Genomic DNA, 13835 nt, shown 5'->3' with positions numbered 1-13835 from the left:
TAAGGAACTGGCGGAGGCAATCCGCTAGATTAATAATACCATTAAAATTGTTATCGTGTCAATCTAAATTGCTTATTCACTTTCTGGGATTTATAAATAAAAAAACCGCCCGAGAGCGTCAGCAATATTTTGCTGACGCTCTCGGGACGGATTATGTGACTAGGAAGTTCTAGCTATTCCTAGTCACGGAGGCTAGAGATCTCAATCCCGTTGCCTCTGGAACGCGCCGACGGCTTGGGAGCAGTGAGCGTCTTCTTCCGGGTCGTCTTCCTGGCAGGCTTAGCTCCCGGAGCTTCCTGCACGATCCCCTGCCGAGAGGAAACGACTGCCGCCGCTTGGCCGACAACTTGCCGACCCTCACTCGCCCGCTTGAGGACGAATGTGATCGGCCCGATCGAGCCGGGGTGAGCGATCCCCTTGTCAACAAGCTTGCCAGATTCGGCATCGGCAAGCGCGTCGGCCAGGTTGGAGTAACCGGCTGCCGTCAGAGCCTTGGCCGTCGGCTCTTCCAAAGAAGCTCCGAACCAGTTGACTCTCGGCCTCTGTTCCCTTTGATCACGACCATTGCGACCGTAATCGCGGGGATCCCGATCATACCGGCGGCCATTACTGGGGCCGGATCCGACCGGGCGATTGGTGGGTCGTTGATAACGCTCCAGGATTTCGGCTACAGCAGATCTGTTCGCCACCACACCAATCCTCTTGTTGGCGCCAAGCAATCCCTCTCGCGCTGTTTCCAGCGCGAAAGTTGGAACTCCGAACCGGTCTTGAAGCATGCCCCGACACTCCTTGCATACCGGAAGTAGCTTCGCGTGGGAAGGTACGGGCTCGTTGCCCATTACCTCCGTCGTCATCGCATCGGACAACGACTTCACAAGCTCCGCCAACTCTCCACCCTTGCTGATTAGCTCTTTGAGAGTTTCGACTTTCAGGGTGGCAAAGTTCCCCCCGACCCCTGGCGTCTGATCCTTGTGAAGGAACTGGATCCGGACAGGCTGGAACGTCGTTCCGCAAATACCACAGTCACGCTGTGGCCCGTCCAGCTCGTAGCCGGCGAACAAGGTTTCTCCGGTCTTGAGAACGGTCTTGAGCCGTTCGACATCGAACACTTCGCCGGCCTGACTTACGGACTCACGTAACGTTCCCTCATCAATCTTTTTCAAGTTTGCGAAGAAGGCCTTGTGAGCAGCCTCATCTGCCGACTGTAGGTTGATCGTTCCATTCATCCCGCGAAACTCTAAGTTCGCGGGAAAAACGGTCGGAAGCGTCTGGCGCGGATCGCGCCTACGAGAATTGTACTTGTTATACATGGTATCTCCTCGAGGAGACCCAGTTCTTCAACAAAATTAAGAACTGGATCGCAAACCCCCGCACACCGGTTCCCGGTAAGGTACGAGAATAAGCAAACCGAACGCAAATTTACTCACCATTTTTGTATTCGCTTTGCTTACTCCCGCAACCCTCTTAAAAATAGTTTTAAAAAGTGTGTTTTAAAGGTTCCTACCTGTTTTCTATCTTATTGCTTAATTATAGCAAATTAAAAAACCCTTGTCAATCCCACTATGCCTTGGCGGCAAACAGTGAGATTAAACAAGGGCTTTGGCTATATTAAGCCGGTTTTAATTTAAATTTCAATCACGTCCCCATTTCGGGGTAAGTATACGTCTCCACCAAAACCAAGAGACTCAAGATTGTGCTTCAGCCCCTCACGGCCGCTATCTTTACCGTGATTGATAAAAACTTTTTTGGGCTGAAGGGTTTTAACAATATCAGCTATTTGCAGACCGTCGGCGTGTGAAGAAAGCTGTAATCGCGGCGGCACATCGGCCTGAACTTGTATCAACCGACCCCCTAAATGAATCGGCCTTCCCACCGAGACGCCCTCTTCTATCTCTCGCCCCTCAGTATTCTCGGCCTGGTAGCCGGTTAAAAGCAACCGGTTAAAACTATCTCGTAGAAAACCGTTTCGGGTAGCGTATTGATAGGCACAACTGCCCTCAACTATCATTCCGGCGGTTGTTACCACACTAAATCCGCTCCCCTCGTAAATTAAATCTTTGCGCTCACCGCTATTTCCTACGTACTTTATTCCTGATGCGGACAAATCAACATCAGACAGATGATCCAGCTCACACCAGAATCCTTTTTTTGGATCTGCGCAAATATCGAGTGAGTCCCTCCCCATGCCATCAACATATAGGGGTGCAACTCCTCTTATCTCTTGCGCTAGAACGGCATCAGGACTACGGCCGACTCCAAATGCCGGAGCCAGGCATATTCCTCCCCGACCAATGGTTTCCTTCGCCAGATATGCCATTCTGTCTTCTTCTTCCGATCGCGGTATCAACACGCGATCACCATATGTTGCTTCAACAAAAATTGCATCAAGTTTGCCGATAAATTCTTCCGGCACCTTCATGCCTTTAACTGTCGGGCTATCGTAAACCGATATGTCGCCCGAAAACATCACTAGCTTACCATTGGCTCGCACAACAATGAACGCCGATCCCCTGATATGCCCATTGGGACCGAAATACGCTTCAACGCCGGGGAAAATTTCCGTCCAGCCGGGTTTTGTAACCAGGTTCTTCCCCGCCTGTTCGAGAATCATCCTCATACCTTCGGTAAAATTGGCCTCATAATCCAAATCAACGCTGATCTTTCCATTGGCCATTAAGAAAGAGGTGTTGAACCAGAGATTACCAGCGATATAAAAAGTAGGTCTGGTCATAAAGACCTTAGCCTCGGGATTGGCCGCAATAATTCCCGGCCAAAGGCGAGGCAAATTACCATGATGATCACTGTGTCCGTGAGTAATCAGGACACTGTCAATTCTCACGTCTGGTAAAGCGTGGCCCTCGGTTCGTCTTACTAGACCACCGTTATAACCACGGTTATTAACCATGCGGACACCGGAATCAATAAGAATATTCCGGTTAATATCCGGAAATTCAATTTGGGCAGATGAGGCTCCAATTTCATTAATACCTCCAAGACCTTTGATTCTTAAACTGGGCATTTTCTCTCTCCTTGTAATACAATTGTAAAACAACAACGAAGTTATATTGTATCATTTAATAAACATTGCGTCAAGCAATAAAAACCCCGCTGACCGCAAGCGGGGGGTGAAAAACGTTGGGCAATTTGCCGGTCTTGCCTTTCGTAAGTTATTGCTCTTTGACCTGCTGTTCAAGCAGGTCAAAGATTTCACGGGCTTCTCTGGTATTGATGGGTACCAGCAACCAGCGTGGAATCCAGATGCCACATTCCACACTTCCGTTCCGCCCACCGGCACTATCAGTCCTGAAAACTTGTTTCGGACGACCGGTTTTACGCTCGTAATCCCAGGACCAATAATGGAAAGGCAACTGGACGTATATCCAGTTGGGGTCAGCGATCACGCCGAAGTTAAACTTCGGCTGTTGGACGAGCTTGCAGCACCAGCCCTGGGGAAAGTTTACCCTCGCATCCGGCGGAGGGTCTTCCTCATATCCGCCTTCTTCCCATTGGTTGTCCTGCATGGCAACCTCCGGAAGATCTACCCGGAACCACTGCTCTGGGACAGGTTCTGGTTCGGGCGGATTGTTGAGGATGGCTTGGATTTCCGGCGAAGCTTGCGGCAAACTTTTCAAAAACTCTCGCCGCTTTTCTGTATCACTGGCCGGAATCCACTGAATCGACGGCCGAGACGGTTTTGGCGGCTCGACATAAAAGAACCGGAATCCGCCGGCACACTGATCAGAATGGTGTCGTTGCTCTCGCGGTGTTGCTGTTTTGATTATGTTTGGAAGGGGCGCACCCTTCTCAAACCTAATCACTGTTGGGATAGACGGGTATCGGCCAGTTTCTACCCACCGTTCCGTCGGAAAACCGTCTTCGTCAGTTAACCGAACCTGACGATAGCACGACTGTCCGGTATTCCGATCCGTTACCTGCTGATCAGGATCGGCCTGCTCAGCAGAAACCCACTTCTTCTCCCGACCAACCCAGACTTGGACTTCCTTTCGCCAACGCTCAAGATAGCCTTCAACTATCTCGTGAGTGAAACCAATGGCCATCCTTAGGTAACGACGGCGGGAGTGGGTTTGTGGAACTTGTTTTCTCGTTTTGGTGGTGCCGCGCACGCGTTGCCGTTTGCGCGACACCACCGCTTCCTGATCGCAAGTCGTTTGGGCTACCTGCAAGCCCATCTGTGAATTCATATTAACTCCTTAGTTGTGAACGAACTTACTTTCTTAATGTTATCAAATTATACCATAAAAGTCAATGGCAGCTTGAATCTTTTAAATTTTAATGTTAAAGTACTTTTAATTATGAAATCATTAATTAAATATGTCCTTATCGTTTTCCTGATATTTTTGGTTATATCAGGTTTTGTCGCGATTATACGCTCACCTCTTTCTCAAGAAAATAACGAAATTTCACTGACTACCCTGGTTAACCAAATAAACCAAGGCCAAGTTAAGGAAGTTACTGTGCGCGGAGAAAAACTAGATATAGTGCTTAATGACAGCAAAAAGGAAACATCCAAAAAAGAAGCCGGCTCATCAGTTAGCGATACCCTGATAAACCTGGGTACTGAAAAAGATAAGTTAACCAAAGTTAGTCTGGATGTAAAAAATGAATCGGGATTCGGATTCTATATTGTGAACTTTTTGCCAATAGTTCTTCCGTTCCTTTTGGTTGTCTTTTTGTTTTGGTTCATGTTCCGCCAAGCTCAACGGGGATCAATGTCTGCTTTTACTTTCGGAAAAACTAAGGCGCGTCTAGCTGGCAACGACGGCAACGGCAAAAAGAAAGTTACTTTTGGTGACGTGGCTGGACTTACAGAAGCTAAAGAAGAAATTACTGAAGTTGTGGAGTTTTTGCGTGATCCCAAGAAATTCCAAAAACTAGGCGCTCGCATTCCTAGAGGAGTACTACTTGTAGGATCACCAGGTACAGGCAAAACTTTACTTGCCAAGGCAGTGGCTAATGAAGCTGGGGTTCCTTTTTATTATGTGTCCGGTTCTGAATTTGTAGAAATGTTTGTGGGAGTTGGCGCTAACCGCGTACGCGATACTTTTGAAGTGGCTAAAAAAACCGCGCCGTCGATTGTTTTCATTGATGAGATTGACGCCGTTGGCCGACACCGCGGAGCAGGGCTTGGCGGCGGCCACGATGAACGCGAACAAACCCTCAACCAAATACTTGTTGAAATGGATGGATTTGATACAAACGATGCCGTCATAGTAATGGCAGCAACTAACCGACCGGATATATTAGACCCGGCATTGTTACGTCCGGGACGATTTGACCGACGCATAATACTTGATGAGCCGTCCATGAAAGACCGTGAAGCAATACTCCACATACATGCTCTGGATAAGCCACTCGCCAAAAATACCGACCTAAAAGTCGTCTCTGAACGCACACCGGGATTTTCAGGCGCAGACTTGGCCAATTTGCTCAATGAAGCTGCAATTTTAGCCGCTCGTAAAAACCAAAAAGAGATCACGCAAGAAAATCTTTTGCAATCAATCGAAAAAGTCATGCTCGGTCCGGAGCGAAGATCGCATGTGTTTACCAAAAAAGAAAAAGAGATAGCCGCTTATCATGAAGCCGGCCACGCTTTAGTTGCCACCGCCTTGCCGCACACCGATCCGATACATAAAGTTTCCATCGTATCGCGTGGACGAGCCGGCGGATATACACTTAAATTACCCCTCGAAGACAAACACTTGCGATCGCGTTCAGAATTTGAATCGGAATTGGCAGTGCTTTTGGGTGGTTACGCCGCAGAAAAATTAATATTTAATGAACTAACAACTGGTGCCTCAAATGATTTAAAAGTTGCTTCGGAACTTGCACGCAAAATGGTCACGCAATATGGCATGTCTGACAAATTGGGGCCAATAACTTTTGGCGAAAAAGAAGAACTGGTATTTCTCGGCAAAGAACTCGGCACCGAAAAAAATTATTCTAACGAAATTGCCTTCCAAATAGACGGTGAGGTTAAGAGTTTTATTACAAAAGGACTTAAGAAAGCCCAGGAAATAATAAACAAAAAAATGGCTACTCTTGAAAAAATAGCCAGAAAACTCATAGAAAAAGAAACTCTTGAACAAAAAGAGTTCTACGCGCTAGTCAGTTAAACGTATCAAAATTCATGGTCTTGTCTTTTTTACAATTGTCCGCAACTGTCTTTTTTGTTAGATTTGAGAATGAAATCAGCGCGGCCGTAGCTCAATGGCGGAGCAAGGTCCTTATAAGACCGAGGCTGTTGGTTCGAATCCAACCGGCCGCACCATGCAATTCAAAACAGGAATTAAAATTAGCTTCGTAGGGACAGGTGTTGAAGCGGTTGGCATGCTTCTAGATATTTTGCATCACTTTGATATAGGGATAAAATCTCCCGAAGGTCTTATCACTCCGTTCCACATAATCATATTTATTGGCTTTTTGATTAACTTCGCAGGAGTTTGCATTTCATGGTTATCAAATAAAAAGGGCGCTTAACTCAGTGGCCAGAGTGCTTCCTTTACACGGAAGAAGTCGGGGGTTCAAATCCCTCAGCGCCCACCGCTAGCAAGCAAATTTATTTGCTTGCGTGAGGATTTGAAGACCGCAGCGATGTTTTGCCGACAATTGGGAGGCAAAACCGCGAGGGACAGCCTGTGAACAAATTTTCGGAAGAAAATTTGATTCGTAGGCAAATCTCTCAGCGCCCACACTTAATTTTGTTTATTGCTTATTTTTTTTAAGCATGCTACTACTCTTTTAGATTCGAACTTTTAAATCAGGGGGCACAAATGAATCCTACAAAAAAAGCTTATGTCGACTATACTCTTGTATATCCGGATACGACATTGGCAGATTTTAAACGTTTCTGCGAAGAAGCTCTGCAGGAAGAAAATCGAACTGTTATTAGATCTGTTTGCGTTTTGCCAGATCCAAACGTAATAAAACTGTGTAAGGTGATTCTCGAAGGAAGCGGAATCTTGGTATCCGTTGTAAATGATTTTCCTCTAGGAAGAGGTGGAATATCTTTAAAACATTGCGCGGCAATTATTGCAAGTGATGCCGGAGCCAATGAAATTGATACTGTACTAAACACCGCCTTTCTCCGTGAGGGCAAATTTGCTGAAATTATTGACGAGCTCACTTGTTTAGTAGAAATATTTCCGGACGCCACTAAAGTTATCATAGAAAGCGGACATCCCTGGTATGATGAAAATAAGATAAAATTAGCGACCGAGTTGGTTGCAACCAGTAAGGCTTTTTGTGTAAAAACTTCCACAACGATGGTTGATAACGTGCCACCAGAAGTAAAAATTCAACATATCAAATGGATGCACGAAGCCGCACCCAATTTGATTAAAAAACTGTCTGGCGGTGTAAGAAAGTTAAGTCAAGTAGAACCACTCTGGGACTTTTTGCCACCTGAAAAATTAATTGTTGGCGCTTCTACGCCATTCTGGAAAAATCCTTAAACAAACAAAAAAAACGGCATTATTGCCGATTTTTATTAACTTTTTAGTATTAATACTGGTTTATTCACCAAAGCAACCATCGCTTCTAGCGCTACCTTAATGCAAACATGGACCCGCTCTTTGGCAAAATCCGAATCGATCATCTCGTCGGTTTGCAAATTATCCAAAACCGCGCAAATCGCCCCCGCCCGCCAGCCGAGTATTTCATTGGCAAGACGGAAAAGAATGCTTGTTTCCATTTCCATATTAACAATCTTCAAACCGTGGCTTTCAAAATTTGAAATTGTCTCAACAAAATCATGCTGGGTAAATAAGGTCTGTATACGACCGATTGCTCTGCCTTCAGGGCCAAAAAATCCGGGTGAGGCAAGGGTAATGCCGCCTGCAATCATTGCCAGTTCATCAATCTCGCAGGCTTTATTTTTCAACACCCAAGCGATTTCACGGTCAGCAGGAGAAACATAAGAGGACTTGATGAGCTTTCCAAGTTGAGTTTTTTGAAATTCATTTTCCAAACTTATTGCCATATTTTTTAAAAGCTGATATTGCCTATCACAATACCGGTAACAGCAATAAAAATTATCTAAATTATCCAAACCTAAACCGTAAAAAGAAATTGCTAGCGTCCCTATGGGAATTTCTTTCAATGTAGTTCCGGCAGTACCTACCCTGATGATATTTACCTTAGCGGGCGCGCCGCTCCAGCAATCTTTCACATGATCATATTCGAAAAGGGCATGTAATTCATTGAGTGCAATCTCAACATTGGCCACGCCTATACCAATAGACATAGCCGCCATTGACACGCCTTTATATATGCCTGATACAATATAAAATTCGGGGCGCTCTTTGTTGCGATGTGAAAAAGTTACTTGGTTAAAATATTTGGCAATTTCATCAACACGTCCAGCCGCTCCAACCAAGAAAATATTCAACGGGATATTATCCGAACGTTTGAGGTCTATATGATAAAGTGTCCCGTCTGGATAAAGAATCAGTTGGGAACTCTTGGCTTTTCCTTTGTGCATCATTATTCCTCTTTTACTTGTCAAAGCACAATTATTGCCGCATAATATTCTTTACTATGGAAAAGTCAACACCGAGCCTAATGGCTCGAATCAAAATTATTTACGAAAACCGCGATTTCTTAATTATTGATAAACCCGCTGGGCTTTTAACGCATCCCGTTAGAAGTCTCGCTCGCGCCAAAGGCGCGAGTCCGGAGGACCTCGGCGAGGCTACTTCTAACGGGACGCATCCCGTTAATCGCCAGGACAAAAGTGAAAGCGTGGTCGGCTGGCTCTTGGAAAAATATCCGGAAGTAGCCAGTGTATGCGACCCCTATGGCACAGGAGTCGGCTCGTCCAGCACCAGTTTGGAAGAGCCCAAACTGGTGCTGGATAAATGGACGGATTTGAGGCCAGGTATCGTTCACCGTCTAGACCGAGAAACCTCTGGGTTATTATTAGCTGCAAAAACACAATCAGCTTTTGACTATTTTAAAAAACTTTTTCAAGAACACAAAATTAAAAAAACATATCTAGCCTTAGTCTACGGCCACCTCAAAAACAAAAGCGGCGTGATAGAAACACCGCTTGCTAAACTTCCAGGCCGGACAGGCAGTACCCGACAAACCACCAAAGTCCACGGAAAACACGAACTTAAAGAAAAATCAGCTATTACCCAATACAAAGTTTTAAGTTACCACTTGCTACACACCGCGAGTTATTCTCTCTTGGAAGTTTCCCCGCAAACTGGGCGCACTCACCAAATCCGCGTTCATCTAAAATCAGTTGGCCATCCAGTTGTTTGTGATGCGCTTTATGCCGGCAAAAACAACACCTGCCCCCCGGGGCTGGGACGGTTATTTCTACATGCGCAAAAGCTGTCTTTTGTATCTCCGGCTGGTGAAGCGTTAACGGCTGAAACCGACCTTCCACAAGAATTAAATGAATTTTTATCTACTCTAGAAGTGGCTACAAAAGATTACTAAACTGTCATACTTTTATTAATGTTTATCAATCTCATCAACTATAGATTTTACCCAGCCAGAAATTTGTCTGGCCAGCATAGAACTCGCTTTTATTCTCACCCTTAATAAACCGTGATGCGCCCTTTTTGAACTTTTTTTCTTGGTTCTTTTTCTTCTGTTCTTTTGAAAATAAACACGGGGAAAATAGTCCTTGGGTAAGTCAGTAATTTGCGACCAGTAATCAATTGCTTCCGCTGCTACTTTTCCATTAATAAGAAAGATGTCAAATCCAATTTCTTCTTTTTCCAACTGACCAATATCTTGTAACCACTTCAAAAAGAATTTTATAATACTGGGATCGGAACTTGTGAAACGGACGCCTTTACGCAAATCACTTTCGTTGTTGTGCAAAAGTCTTTCTCTCCAATAAAGCACAACCCCCATCAACCAAAGTTCTCTTTTAGAAATTTTCTTTAAATCTTTAGCTGAAGAATTTTTTATTTCTTCGATTTTTTGAGAGGTTATTAAAATTTTTTTCTGGGAATTATCTCTGGCAATTTTAAGCCGTCTATTTTTTAGTTTTTGGATCTGGGATTCGCTTAATTTTATCTTCTTAAGCCACGTGGAAAGGGTAGATTTGGGTACTAAAATCTCTCTTTTAATTTCAGCATACGAAAGTCCCTTCTTACGGAGGTCGATTGCCGCGTTTTTTTGTAAGTTTTTACTAAACTGAACCACGGTGATTATTTATTACTAATATACTAGCATAGTCCATCGTAACACCCAAATTAGTTATCCCCCGTTTGATTTTCTAGACTTATACATAAATTCTTGCTATATATAACAAGGCGTTTAGACTAATAAAATTAAATTTACTTTAAAAATTGTTTTTGAAGTATTTTGGTTTATAATATAACTTATAATACAATGTAATTCTTGGTTAATTTGACTGCTGGAAGCTGACTTTTTTCTTGCAATAAAAAGTAGGTTAATATATAGTGTTTACATATGAATATACTGCATCATTTTAATTCAACTTTATCGACTAATAAAACGCTACCGGATATTCGCTCCGGTCAAACGGTTAAGGTTTACCAAAAGATAAAGGAGGGCGCGAAAACAAGGACTCAAATCTTTGAGGGTATTGTTATTGCTCAAAAACACGGCTCAGGATCTAGTGCGACAATTACTGTTCGTAAAATATCAAACGGCGTTGGCGTGGAGCGTATTTTTCCATTGCATTCCCCTGCCGTTGAAAAATTTGAAATTATTAAAACCGCAAAAGTTCGCCGAGCCAAGCTTTATTATCTTCGCCACAAAACTGCACGCGAAACCCGTAAAAAAACAAAGCTTATCGAACCAAAAGTTTCTGGCTCTAAATCCCAAAACAAAACCCGAGAAACCAGCTCAATCCAAGAATCTTAAGAAAATTATGCGCGGGTGGCGAAACTGGTAGACGCACTACCTTGAGGTGGTAGCGCTCGCAAGGGCATGGAGGTTCGAATCCTCTCCCGCGCACAGTAGAAAAACCTCAAACAAATCCTTATTTTTAAGATCTACTGTGAGGGCGGTTAGCTCAGTGGTAGAGCATCTCATTGACGTTGAGAGGGTCATAGGTCCGAATCCTATACCGCCCACCATAACAAAAACCACCGATTCGGTGGTTTTTGTTATGTCTGTGCCGCGGGTCAGCGATTGAGCTGAACTGCTTCAGCTCAATCCAGAATTTTAGACTTGCCTTGTACAAAAGTACGGCAAGTCGTTAAAAAATTCAGTAGAACTTGTCGAGCTTGGCTCGACTTGTTCGATTCAACCTCGCAGAGGTTTATTAATTAAAAAACCCACGGTGGGTTTTTTAATTAATATGGCCTGTGCCGCGGGTCAGAATCGAACTGACAACGCCTGCCTCTTCCGAAGCAATTTGGACTATATCACAACTTAAACGATCTGGATTTATTTTTTAGCTCGGTGGCAGTTATTTAAAATTTTTGATATAATATTTTTATGGGTCGAGTTCAAAGAAAAGTTAGCACTATGTGGTGTAATGATTTAGCATATGCGATCGGGCTTATTACGGCCGATGGGTGTTTGAATAAAGACAGAAGGCATATATGGTTCTCTTCTAAAGATTTACAACTCATTGAAACATTTAAAAAATCCCTACATCTAAGTAACAAAATCGGTAAATATGCCAGAGGTGGTGAAACGGAAAAAAGATACTATTGTATTACTTTTGGTGACATATATATCTACAGATTCTTAAATGATATTGACCTAACTCCGGCTAAATCTAAAACTATAAAACGTGTTAAAGTACCCCGACTTTATTTTCCTGATTTTTTGAGAGGTCTCTTTGATGGAGATGGCACTTTTTATACTTTTAGGGACAAAAGGTGGCCTAGTAGTTTCTCTTTTAAATTATCCATAGCTTCGGCAAGTTTAGATTTCCTGACTTGGCTTAAAAATAAATTAACGCAATATTATAGCGTTATGGGTTATCTACATAAAGGCTCTGGGGTATGGAATTTAGAATATGTAAAGGGAGACACTAAGAAACTTTTTTCTACAATGTATTATCCCTCTCATCGTTTGCGTCTTAATAGAAAGTATCGTAAAATAAAAGACGCGATTGAACAGGATAAATATCTAGGACTTCCCTATCTACAAAAACCAAGAAGGCCGGAGTAGCTTAATGGTAAAGCAGGCGCCTGAAGAGCGTCTGAAGGCAGTTCGATTCTGCCCTCCGGCACTAAAGAAATCGCGGGTATGGTATATCGGCATTACGCGTCCTTGCCAAGGACGAGAGAGGGGTTCAATTCCCCTTACCCGCTCAAGACGGAAAACCTAATTTTTACTTATCTATTTTTTATACAGGTAATAGCGGGTTAGAACCTATTTGTTAATTTGACACTGTTTGCTAAAAAAACTACTCTTGTCATATACGTTCTTTAATTAAGGAGGTTGTCGTGTCCGAAAAATGGGACAGACGTTTTTTAGCTCTTGCTGAACATATTGCTCAATGGAGTAAAGATCCGTCAACAAAAACTGGAGCAGTTATTGTTGATCCCAACAATAGAGTCGTGTCTATTGGGTATAATGGTTTCCCGCGTGGTGTAAATGATTTACCAGAACGGCTGGAAAATCGAGAAATTAAATACAAAATTATAGTACATTGCGAGCGGAATGCGCTGCTATTCGCACGAGAGCCAGTAGTTGGGTACCGATTATATACGTGGCCGTTTATGTCTTGTGCTCCTTGCACCGCAATGGTAATACAAGCTGGAATTGCTGAAGTTGTTGCTCCAGTTTCAGATAACTCGCGCTGGATAGAAGATTTCAAATTGGCTCAAACGCTGTTCAATTTAATTGATTTTAACCGCTTCTGCTGATAAACTAGGTATATAAAATAAGTCAGTTGATGACTGGAAATAGGTTCTAACATCATTCACTATCCCGCTCCGAGTCATACTCGGTTGCGCCCGAGGATGACGAGAACCAAGTTTGACTTGGCCATCGTCTTCTCTATATAAGTTATATATGATTTTGGCTACGAAGTCAGACTTCGCAGTGTTTAATTATGGAACGATTTTACGTTTACACCCTGCTATCCTTGAAAGACAATAAACTCTATGCTGGTTTTACTACAAATCTTAAAAACAGATTACAGCAACACGCTCGCGGTGAAGTTAAATCAACAAGAGATCGTAGGCCATTAAAACTTATTCATTACGAGTACTTTATCAACGAACAAGATGCTAAAGCCAGAGAAGTATTTCTAAAAAGTGGTTTTGGAAGGAATCAGCTCAAACAAGCCTTGAAAAGAACCCTTCTGAAATAATCCACTAAATGCTGGGTTATTTTTGTTACTCATAAAGATGGTTAGAACCCGCGCTTTTTTGGGCAGGCCTTGACATATTCAAATCGTTTGATAGTATATGCTTGCGTACATTGAAAAAGGAGAAAAATATGACAATTTTGGCAAACTTTCTTACAGCCATTGGTTTCATTGGCGGAATCTTTTTTATTTGCATTCCAACTTTAGGAATTGCCCATAACTGGGACTATTTAAGCAGGCCCGAACATAAATCTGACTTGAAAGGTTTTCTAATTATGTGGTTAATTTCTGGATTGCTGACAGGAACTTCATTTACATTTTTCTGGATTTGGCCAGAACTGTCGAAGCTAACTGGTAACGGATTTGACTGGGTTCCATATTTTTTGTTTCCGTTAATGCTTTTTCCCATAGTGTTTGTACTTATTATGACATTACGTGGCAAGATAAAGTGGGAAAAGGGCACAGGATATTACGTAGAATAAGTTTTAACAAGTTTAATTGATTTTAACCGCTTCTGCTGATAAACTAGGTATATAAAATAAGTCAGTTGATGACT

The 13835-nt window shown here is 43.2% G+C and carries 14 protein-coding genes and 6 tRNA genes; 15 read left to right on the top strand and 5 right to left on the bottom strand.

The window, feature by feature from the left end:
* Positions 1–179: 179 nt before the first annotated feature.
* From HYT61_00375 to HYT61_00365, 3 genes are all read right to left on the bottom strand, one after another.
* Positions 180–1310, bottom strand: coding sequence for a hypothetical protein (locus HYT61_00375; protein MBI2062688.1), 1131 nt, complete (start codon positions 1308–1310; stop codon positions 180–182).
* Between the two features lie 314 nt (positions 1311–1624).
* A complete protein-coding gene (locus HYT61_00370; GenBank protein ID MBI2062687.1) occupies positions 1625–3019 on the bottom strand; it encodes an MBL fold metallo-hydrolase in 1395 nt (464 codons plus the stop codon).
* 148 nt (positions 3020–3167) lie between these two features.
* The gene (locus tag HYT61_00365) at positions 3168–4202 is read right to left on the bottom strand and encodes a hypothetical protein (GenBank protein MBI2062686.1); all 1035 of its coding nucleotides are present in this window, start codon (positions 4200–4202) and stop codon (positions 3168–3170) included.
* Between the two features lie 111 nt (positions 4203–4313).
* On the opposite strand from HYT61_00365, the gene HYT61_00360 reads away from it, so the two are divergent.
* The 5 genes from HYT61_00360 (at position 4314) to HYT61_00340 (ending at position 7472) form a co-directional block, all read left to right on the top strand.
* Positions 4314–6134, top strand: coding sequence for an ATP-dependent metallopeptidase FtsH/Yme1/Tma family protein (locus HYT61_00360; protein MBI2062685.1), 1821 nt, complete (start codon positions 4314–4316; stop codon positions 6132–6134).
* Between the two features lie 80 nt (positions 6135–6214).
* Positions 6215–6289 (top strand) — tRNA-Ile (locus HYT61_00355).
* Positions 6289–6498 carry a hypothetical protein gene (locus HYT61_00350; protein MBI2062684.1) on the top strand — a complete coding sequence of 70 codons (210 nt, stop codon included), beginning with the start codon at positions 6289–6291 and terminating at the stop codon, positions 6496–6498. The genes HYT61_00355 and HYT61_00350 overlap by 1 nt, the downstream gene beginning before the upstream one ends.
* Positions 6489–6561: transfer RNA gene (locus tag HYT61_00345), tRNA-Val, on the top strand. The genes HYT61_00350 and HYT61_00345 overlap by 10 nt, the downstream gene beginning before the upstream one ends.
* Before the next feature lie 230 nt (positions 6562–6791).
* Positions 6792–7472 (top strand): hypothetical protein, encoded by a 681-nt coding sequence (locus tag HYT61_00340; protein ID MBI2062683.1) that lies wholly within the window; start codon positions 6792–6794, stop codon positions 7470–7472.
* 35 nt (positions 7473–7507) lie between these two features.
* On the opposite strand, the gene HYT61_00335 is transcribed toward HYT61_00340, so the two are convergent.
* On the bottom strand, positions 7508–8503 hold the full coding sequence (locus tag HYT61_00335) for a hypothetical protein (GenBank protein ID MBI2062682.1): 996 nt from the start codon (positions 8501–8503) through the stop codon (positions 7508–7510).
* 77 nt (positions 8504–8580) lie between these two features.
* Between HYT61_00335 and HYT61_00330 the strand changes: the two genes are divergently transcribed.
* On the top strand, positions 8581–9465 hold the full coding sequence (locus HYT61_00330; protein MBI2062681.1) for an RluA family pseudouridine synthase: 885 nt from the start codon (positions 8581–8583) through the stop codon (positions 9463–9465).
* Between the two features lie 15 nt (positions 9466–9480).
* On the opposite strand, the gene HYT61_00325 is transcribed toward HYT61_00330, so the two are convergent.
* On the bottom strand, positions 9481–10182 hold the full coding sequence (locus HYT61_00325) for a hypothetical protein (protein MBI2062680.1): 702 nt from the start codon (positions 10180–10182) through the stop codon (positions 9481–9483).
* Between the two features lie 270 nt (positions 10183–10452).
* On the opposite strand from HYT61_00325, the gene rplS reads away from it, so the two are divergent.
* The 9 genes from rplS (at position 10453) to HYT61_00280 (ending at position 13761) form a co-directional block, all read left to right on the top strand.
* The gene (rplS, locus tag HYT61_00320; GenBank protein ID MBI2062679.1) at positions 10453–10869 is read left to right on the top strand and encodes a 50S ribosomal protein L19; all 417 of its coding nucleotides are present in this window, start codon (positions 10453–10455) and stop codon (positions 10867–10869) included.
* Between the two features lie 9 nt (positions 10870–10878).
* Positions 10879–10962: transfer RNA gene (locus tag HYT61_00315), tRNA-Leu, on the top strand.
* A gap of 47 nt (positions 10963–11009) precedes the next feature.
* Positions 11010–11084, top strand: a tRNA-Val gene (locus HYT61_00310).
* Positions 11085–11448: 364 nt separating this feature from the next.
* Positions 11449–12132, top strand: a complete 684-nt coding sequence (locus HYT61_00305) for a hypothetical protein (GenBank protein ID MBI2062678.1) — start codon at positions 11449–11451, stop codon at positions 12130–12132.
* A tRNA-Phe gene (locus HYT61_00300) sits at positions 12123–12193 on the top strand. Before HYT61_00305 ends, HYT61_00300 begins: the two co-directional genes overlap by 10 nt.
* A gap of 11 nt (positions 12194–12204) precedes the next feature.
* Positions 12205–12275, top strand: a tRNA-Gly gene (locus HYT61_00295).
* A gap of 135 nt (positions 12276–12410) precedes the next feature.
* Positions 12411–12833 (top strand): CMP deaminase, encoded by a 423-nt coding sequence (locus HYT61_00290; GenBank protein ID MBI2062677.1) that lies wholly within the window; start codon positions 12411–12413, stop codon positions 12831–12833.
* A gap of 188 nt (positions 12834–13021) precedes the next feature.
* Positions 13022–13282 (top strand): GIY-YIG nuclease family protein, encoded by a 261-nt coding sequence (locus HYT61_00285; GenBank protein ID MBI2062676.1) that lies wholly within the window; start codon positions 13022–13024, stop codon positions 13280–13282.
* 128 nt (positions 13283–13410) lie between these two features.
* Positions 13411–13761, top strand: coding sequence for a hypothetical protein (locus HYT61_00280; GenBank protein ID MBI2062675.1), 351 nt, complete (start codon positions 13411–13413; stop codon positions 13759–13761).
* Positions 13762–13835 lie beyond the last annotated feature (74 nt).

It is taken from the genome of Candidatus Yanofskybacteria bacterium, from assembly GCA_016181175.1.
In the GTDB taxonomy this organism is placed as follows: domain Bacteria; phylum Patescibacteriota; class Minisyncoccia; order 2-02-FULL-40-12; family IGHO2-01-FULL-4-A; genus 2-01-FULL-44-17.
This window is presented reverse-complemented; position numbering and strand designations above follow the sequence as displayed.

What these genes read in the sequence shown, in the direction of transcription:
- HYT61_00375 (MBI2062688.1), bottom strand. Translation starts at nt 1,310, where the DNA reads ATGTATAACAAGTACAATTCTCGTAGGCGCGATCCGCGCCAGACGCTT.
- HYT61_00370 (MBI2062687.1), bottom strand. Translation starts at nt 3,019, where the DNA reads ATGCCCAGTTTAAGAATCAAAGGTCTTGGAGGTATTAATGAAATTGGA.
- HYT61_00365 (MBI2062686.1), bottom strand. Translation starts at nt 4,202, where the DNA reads ATGAATTCACAGATGGGCTTGCAGGTAGCCCAAACGACTTGCGATCAG.
- HYT61_00360 (MBI2062685.1), top strand. Translation starts at nt 4,314, where the DNA reads ATGAAATCATTAATTAAATATGTCCTTATCGTTTTCCTGATATTTTTG.
- HYT61_00350 (MBI2062684.1), top strand. Translation starts at nt 6,289, where the DNA reads ATGCAATTCAAAACAGGAATTAAAATTAGCTTCGTAGGGACAGGTGTT.
- HYT61_00340 (MBI2062683.1), top strand. Translation starts at nt 6,792, where the DNA reads ATGAATCCTACAAAAAAAGCTTATGTCGACTATACTCTTGTATATCCG.
- HYT61_00335 (MBI2062682.1), bottom strand. Translation starts at nt 8,503, where the DNA reads ATGATGCACAAAGGAAAAGCCAAGAGTTCCCAACTGATTCTTTATCCA.
- HYT61_00330 (MBI2062681.1), top strand. Translation starts at nt 8,581, where the DNA reads ATGGCTCGAATCAAAATTATTTACGAAAACCGCGATTTCTTAATTATT.
- rplS (MBI2062679.1), top strand. Translation starts at nt 10,453, where the DNA reads ATGAATATACTGCATCATTTTAATTCAACTTTATCGACTAATAAAACG.
- HYT61_00305 (MBI2062678.1), top strand. Translation starts at nt 11,449, where the DNA reads ATGGGTCGAGTTCAAAGAAAAGTTAGCACTATGTGGTGTAATGATTTA.
- HYT61_00285 (MBI2062676.1), top strand. Translation starts at nt 13,022, where the DNA reads ATGGAACGATTTTACGTTTACACCCTGCTATCCTTGAAAGACAATAAA.
- HYT61_00280 (MBI2062675.1), top strand. Translation starts at nt 13,411, where the DNA reads ATGACAATTTTGGCAAACTTTCTTACAGCCATTGGTTTCATTGGCGGA.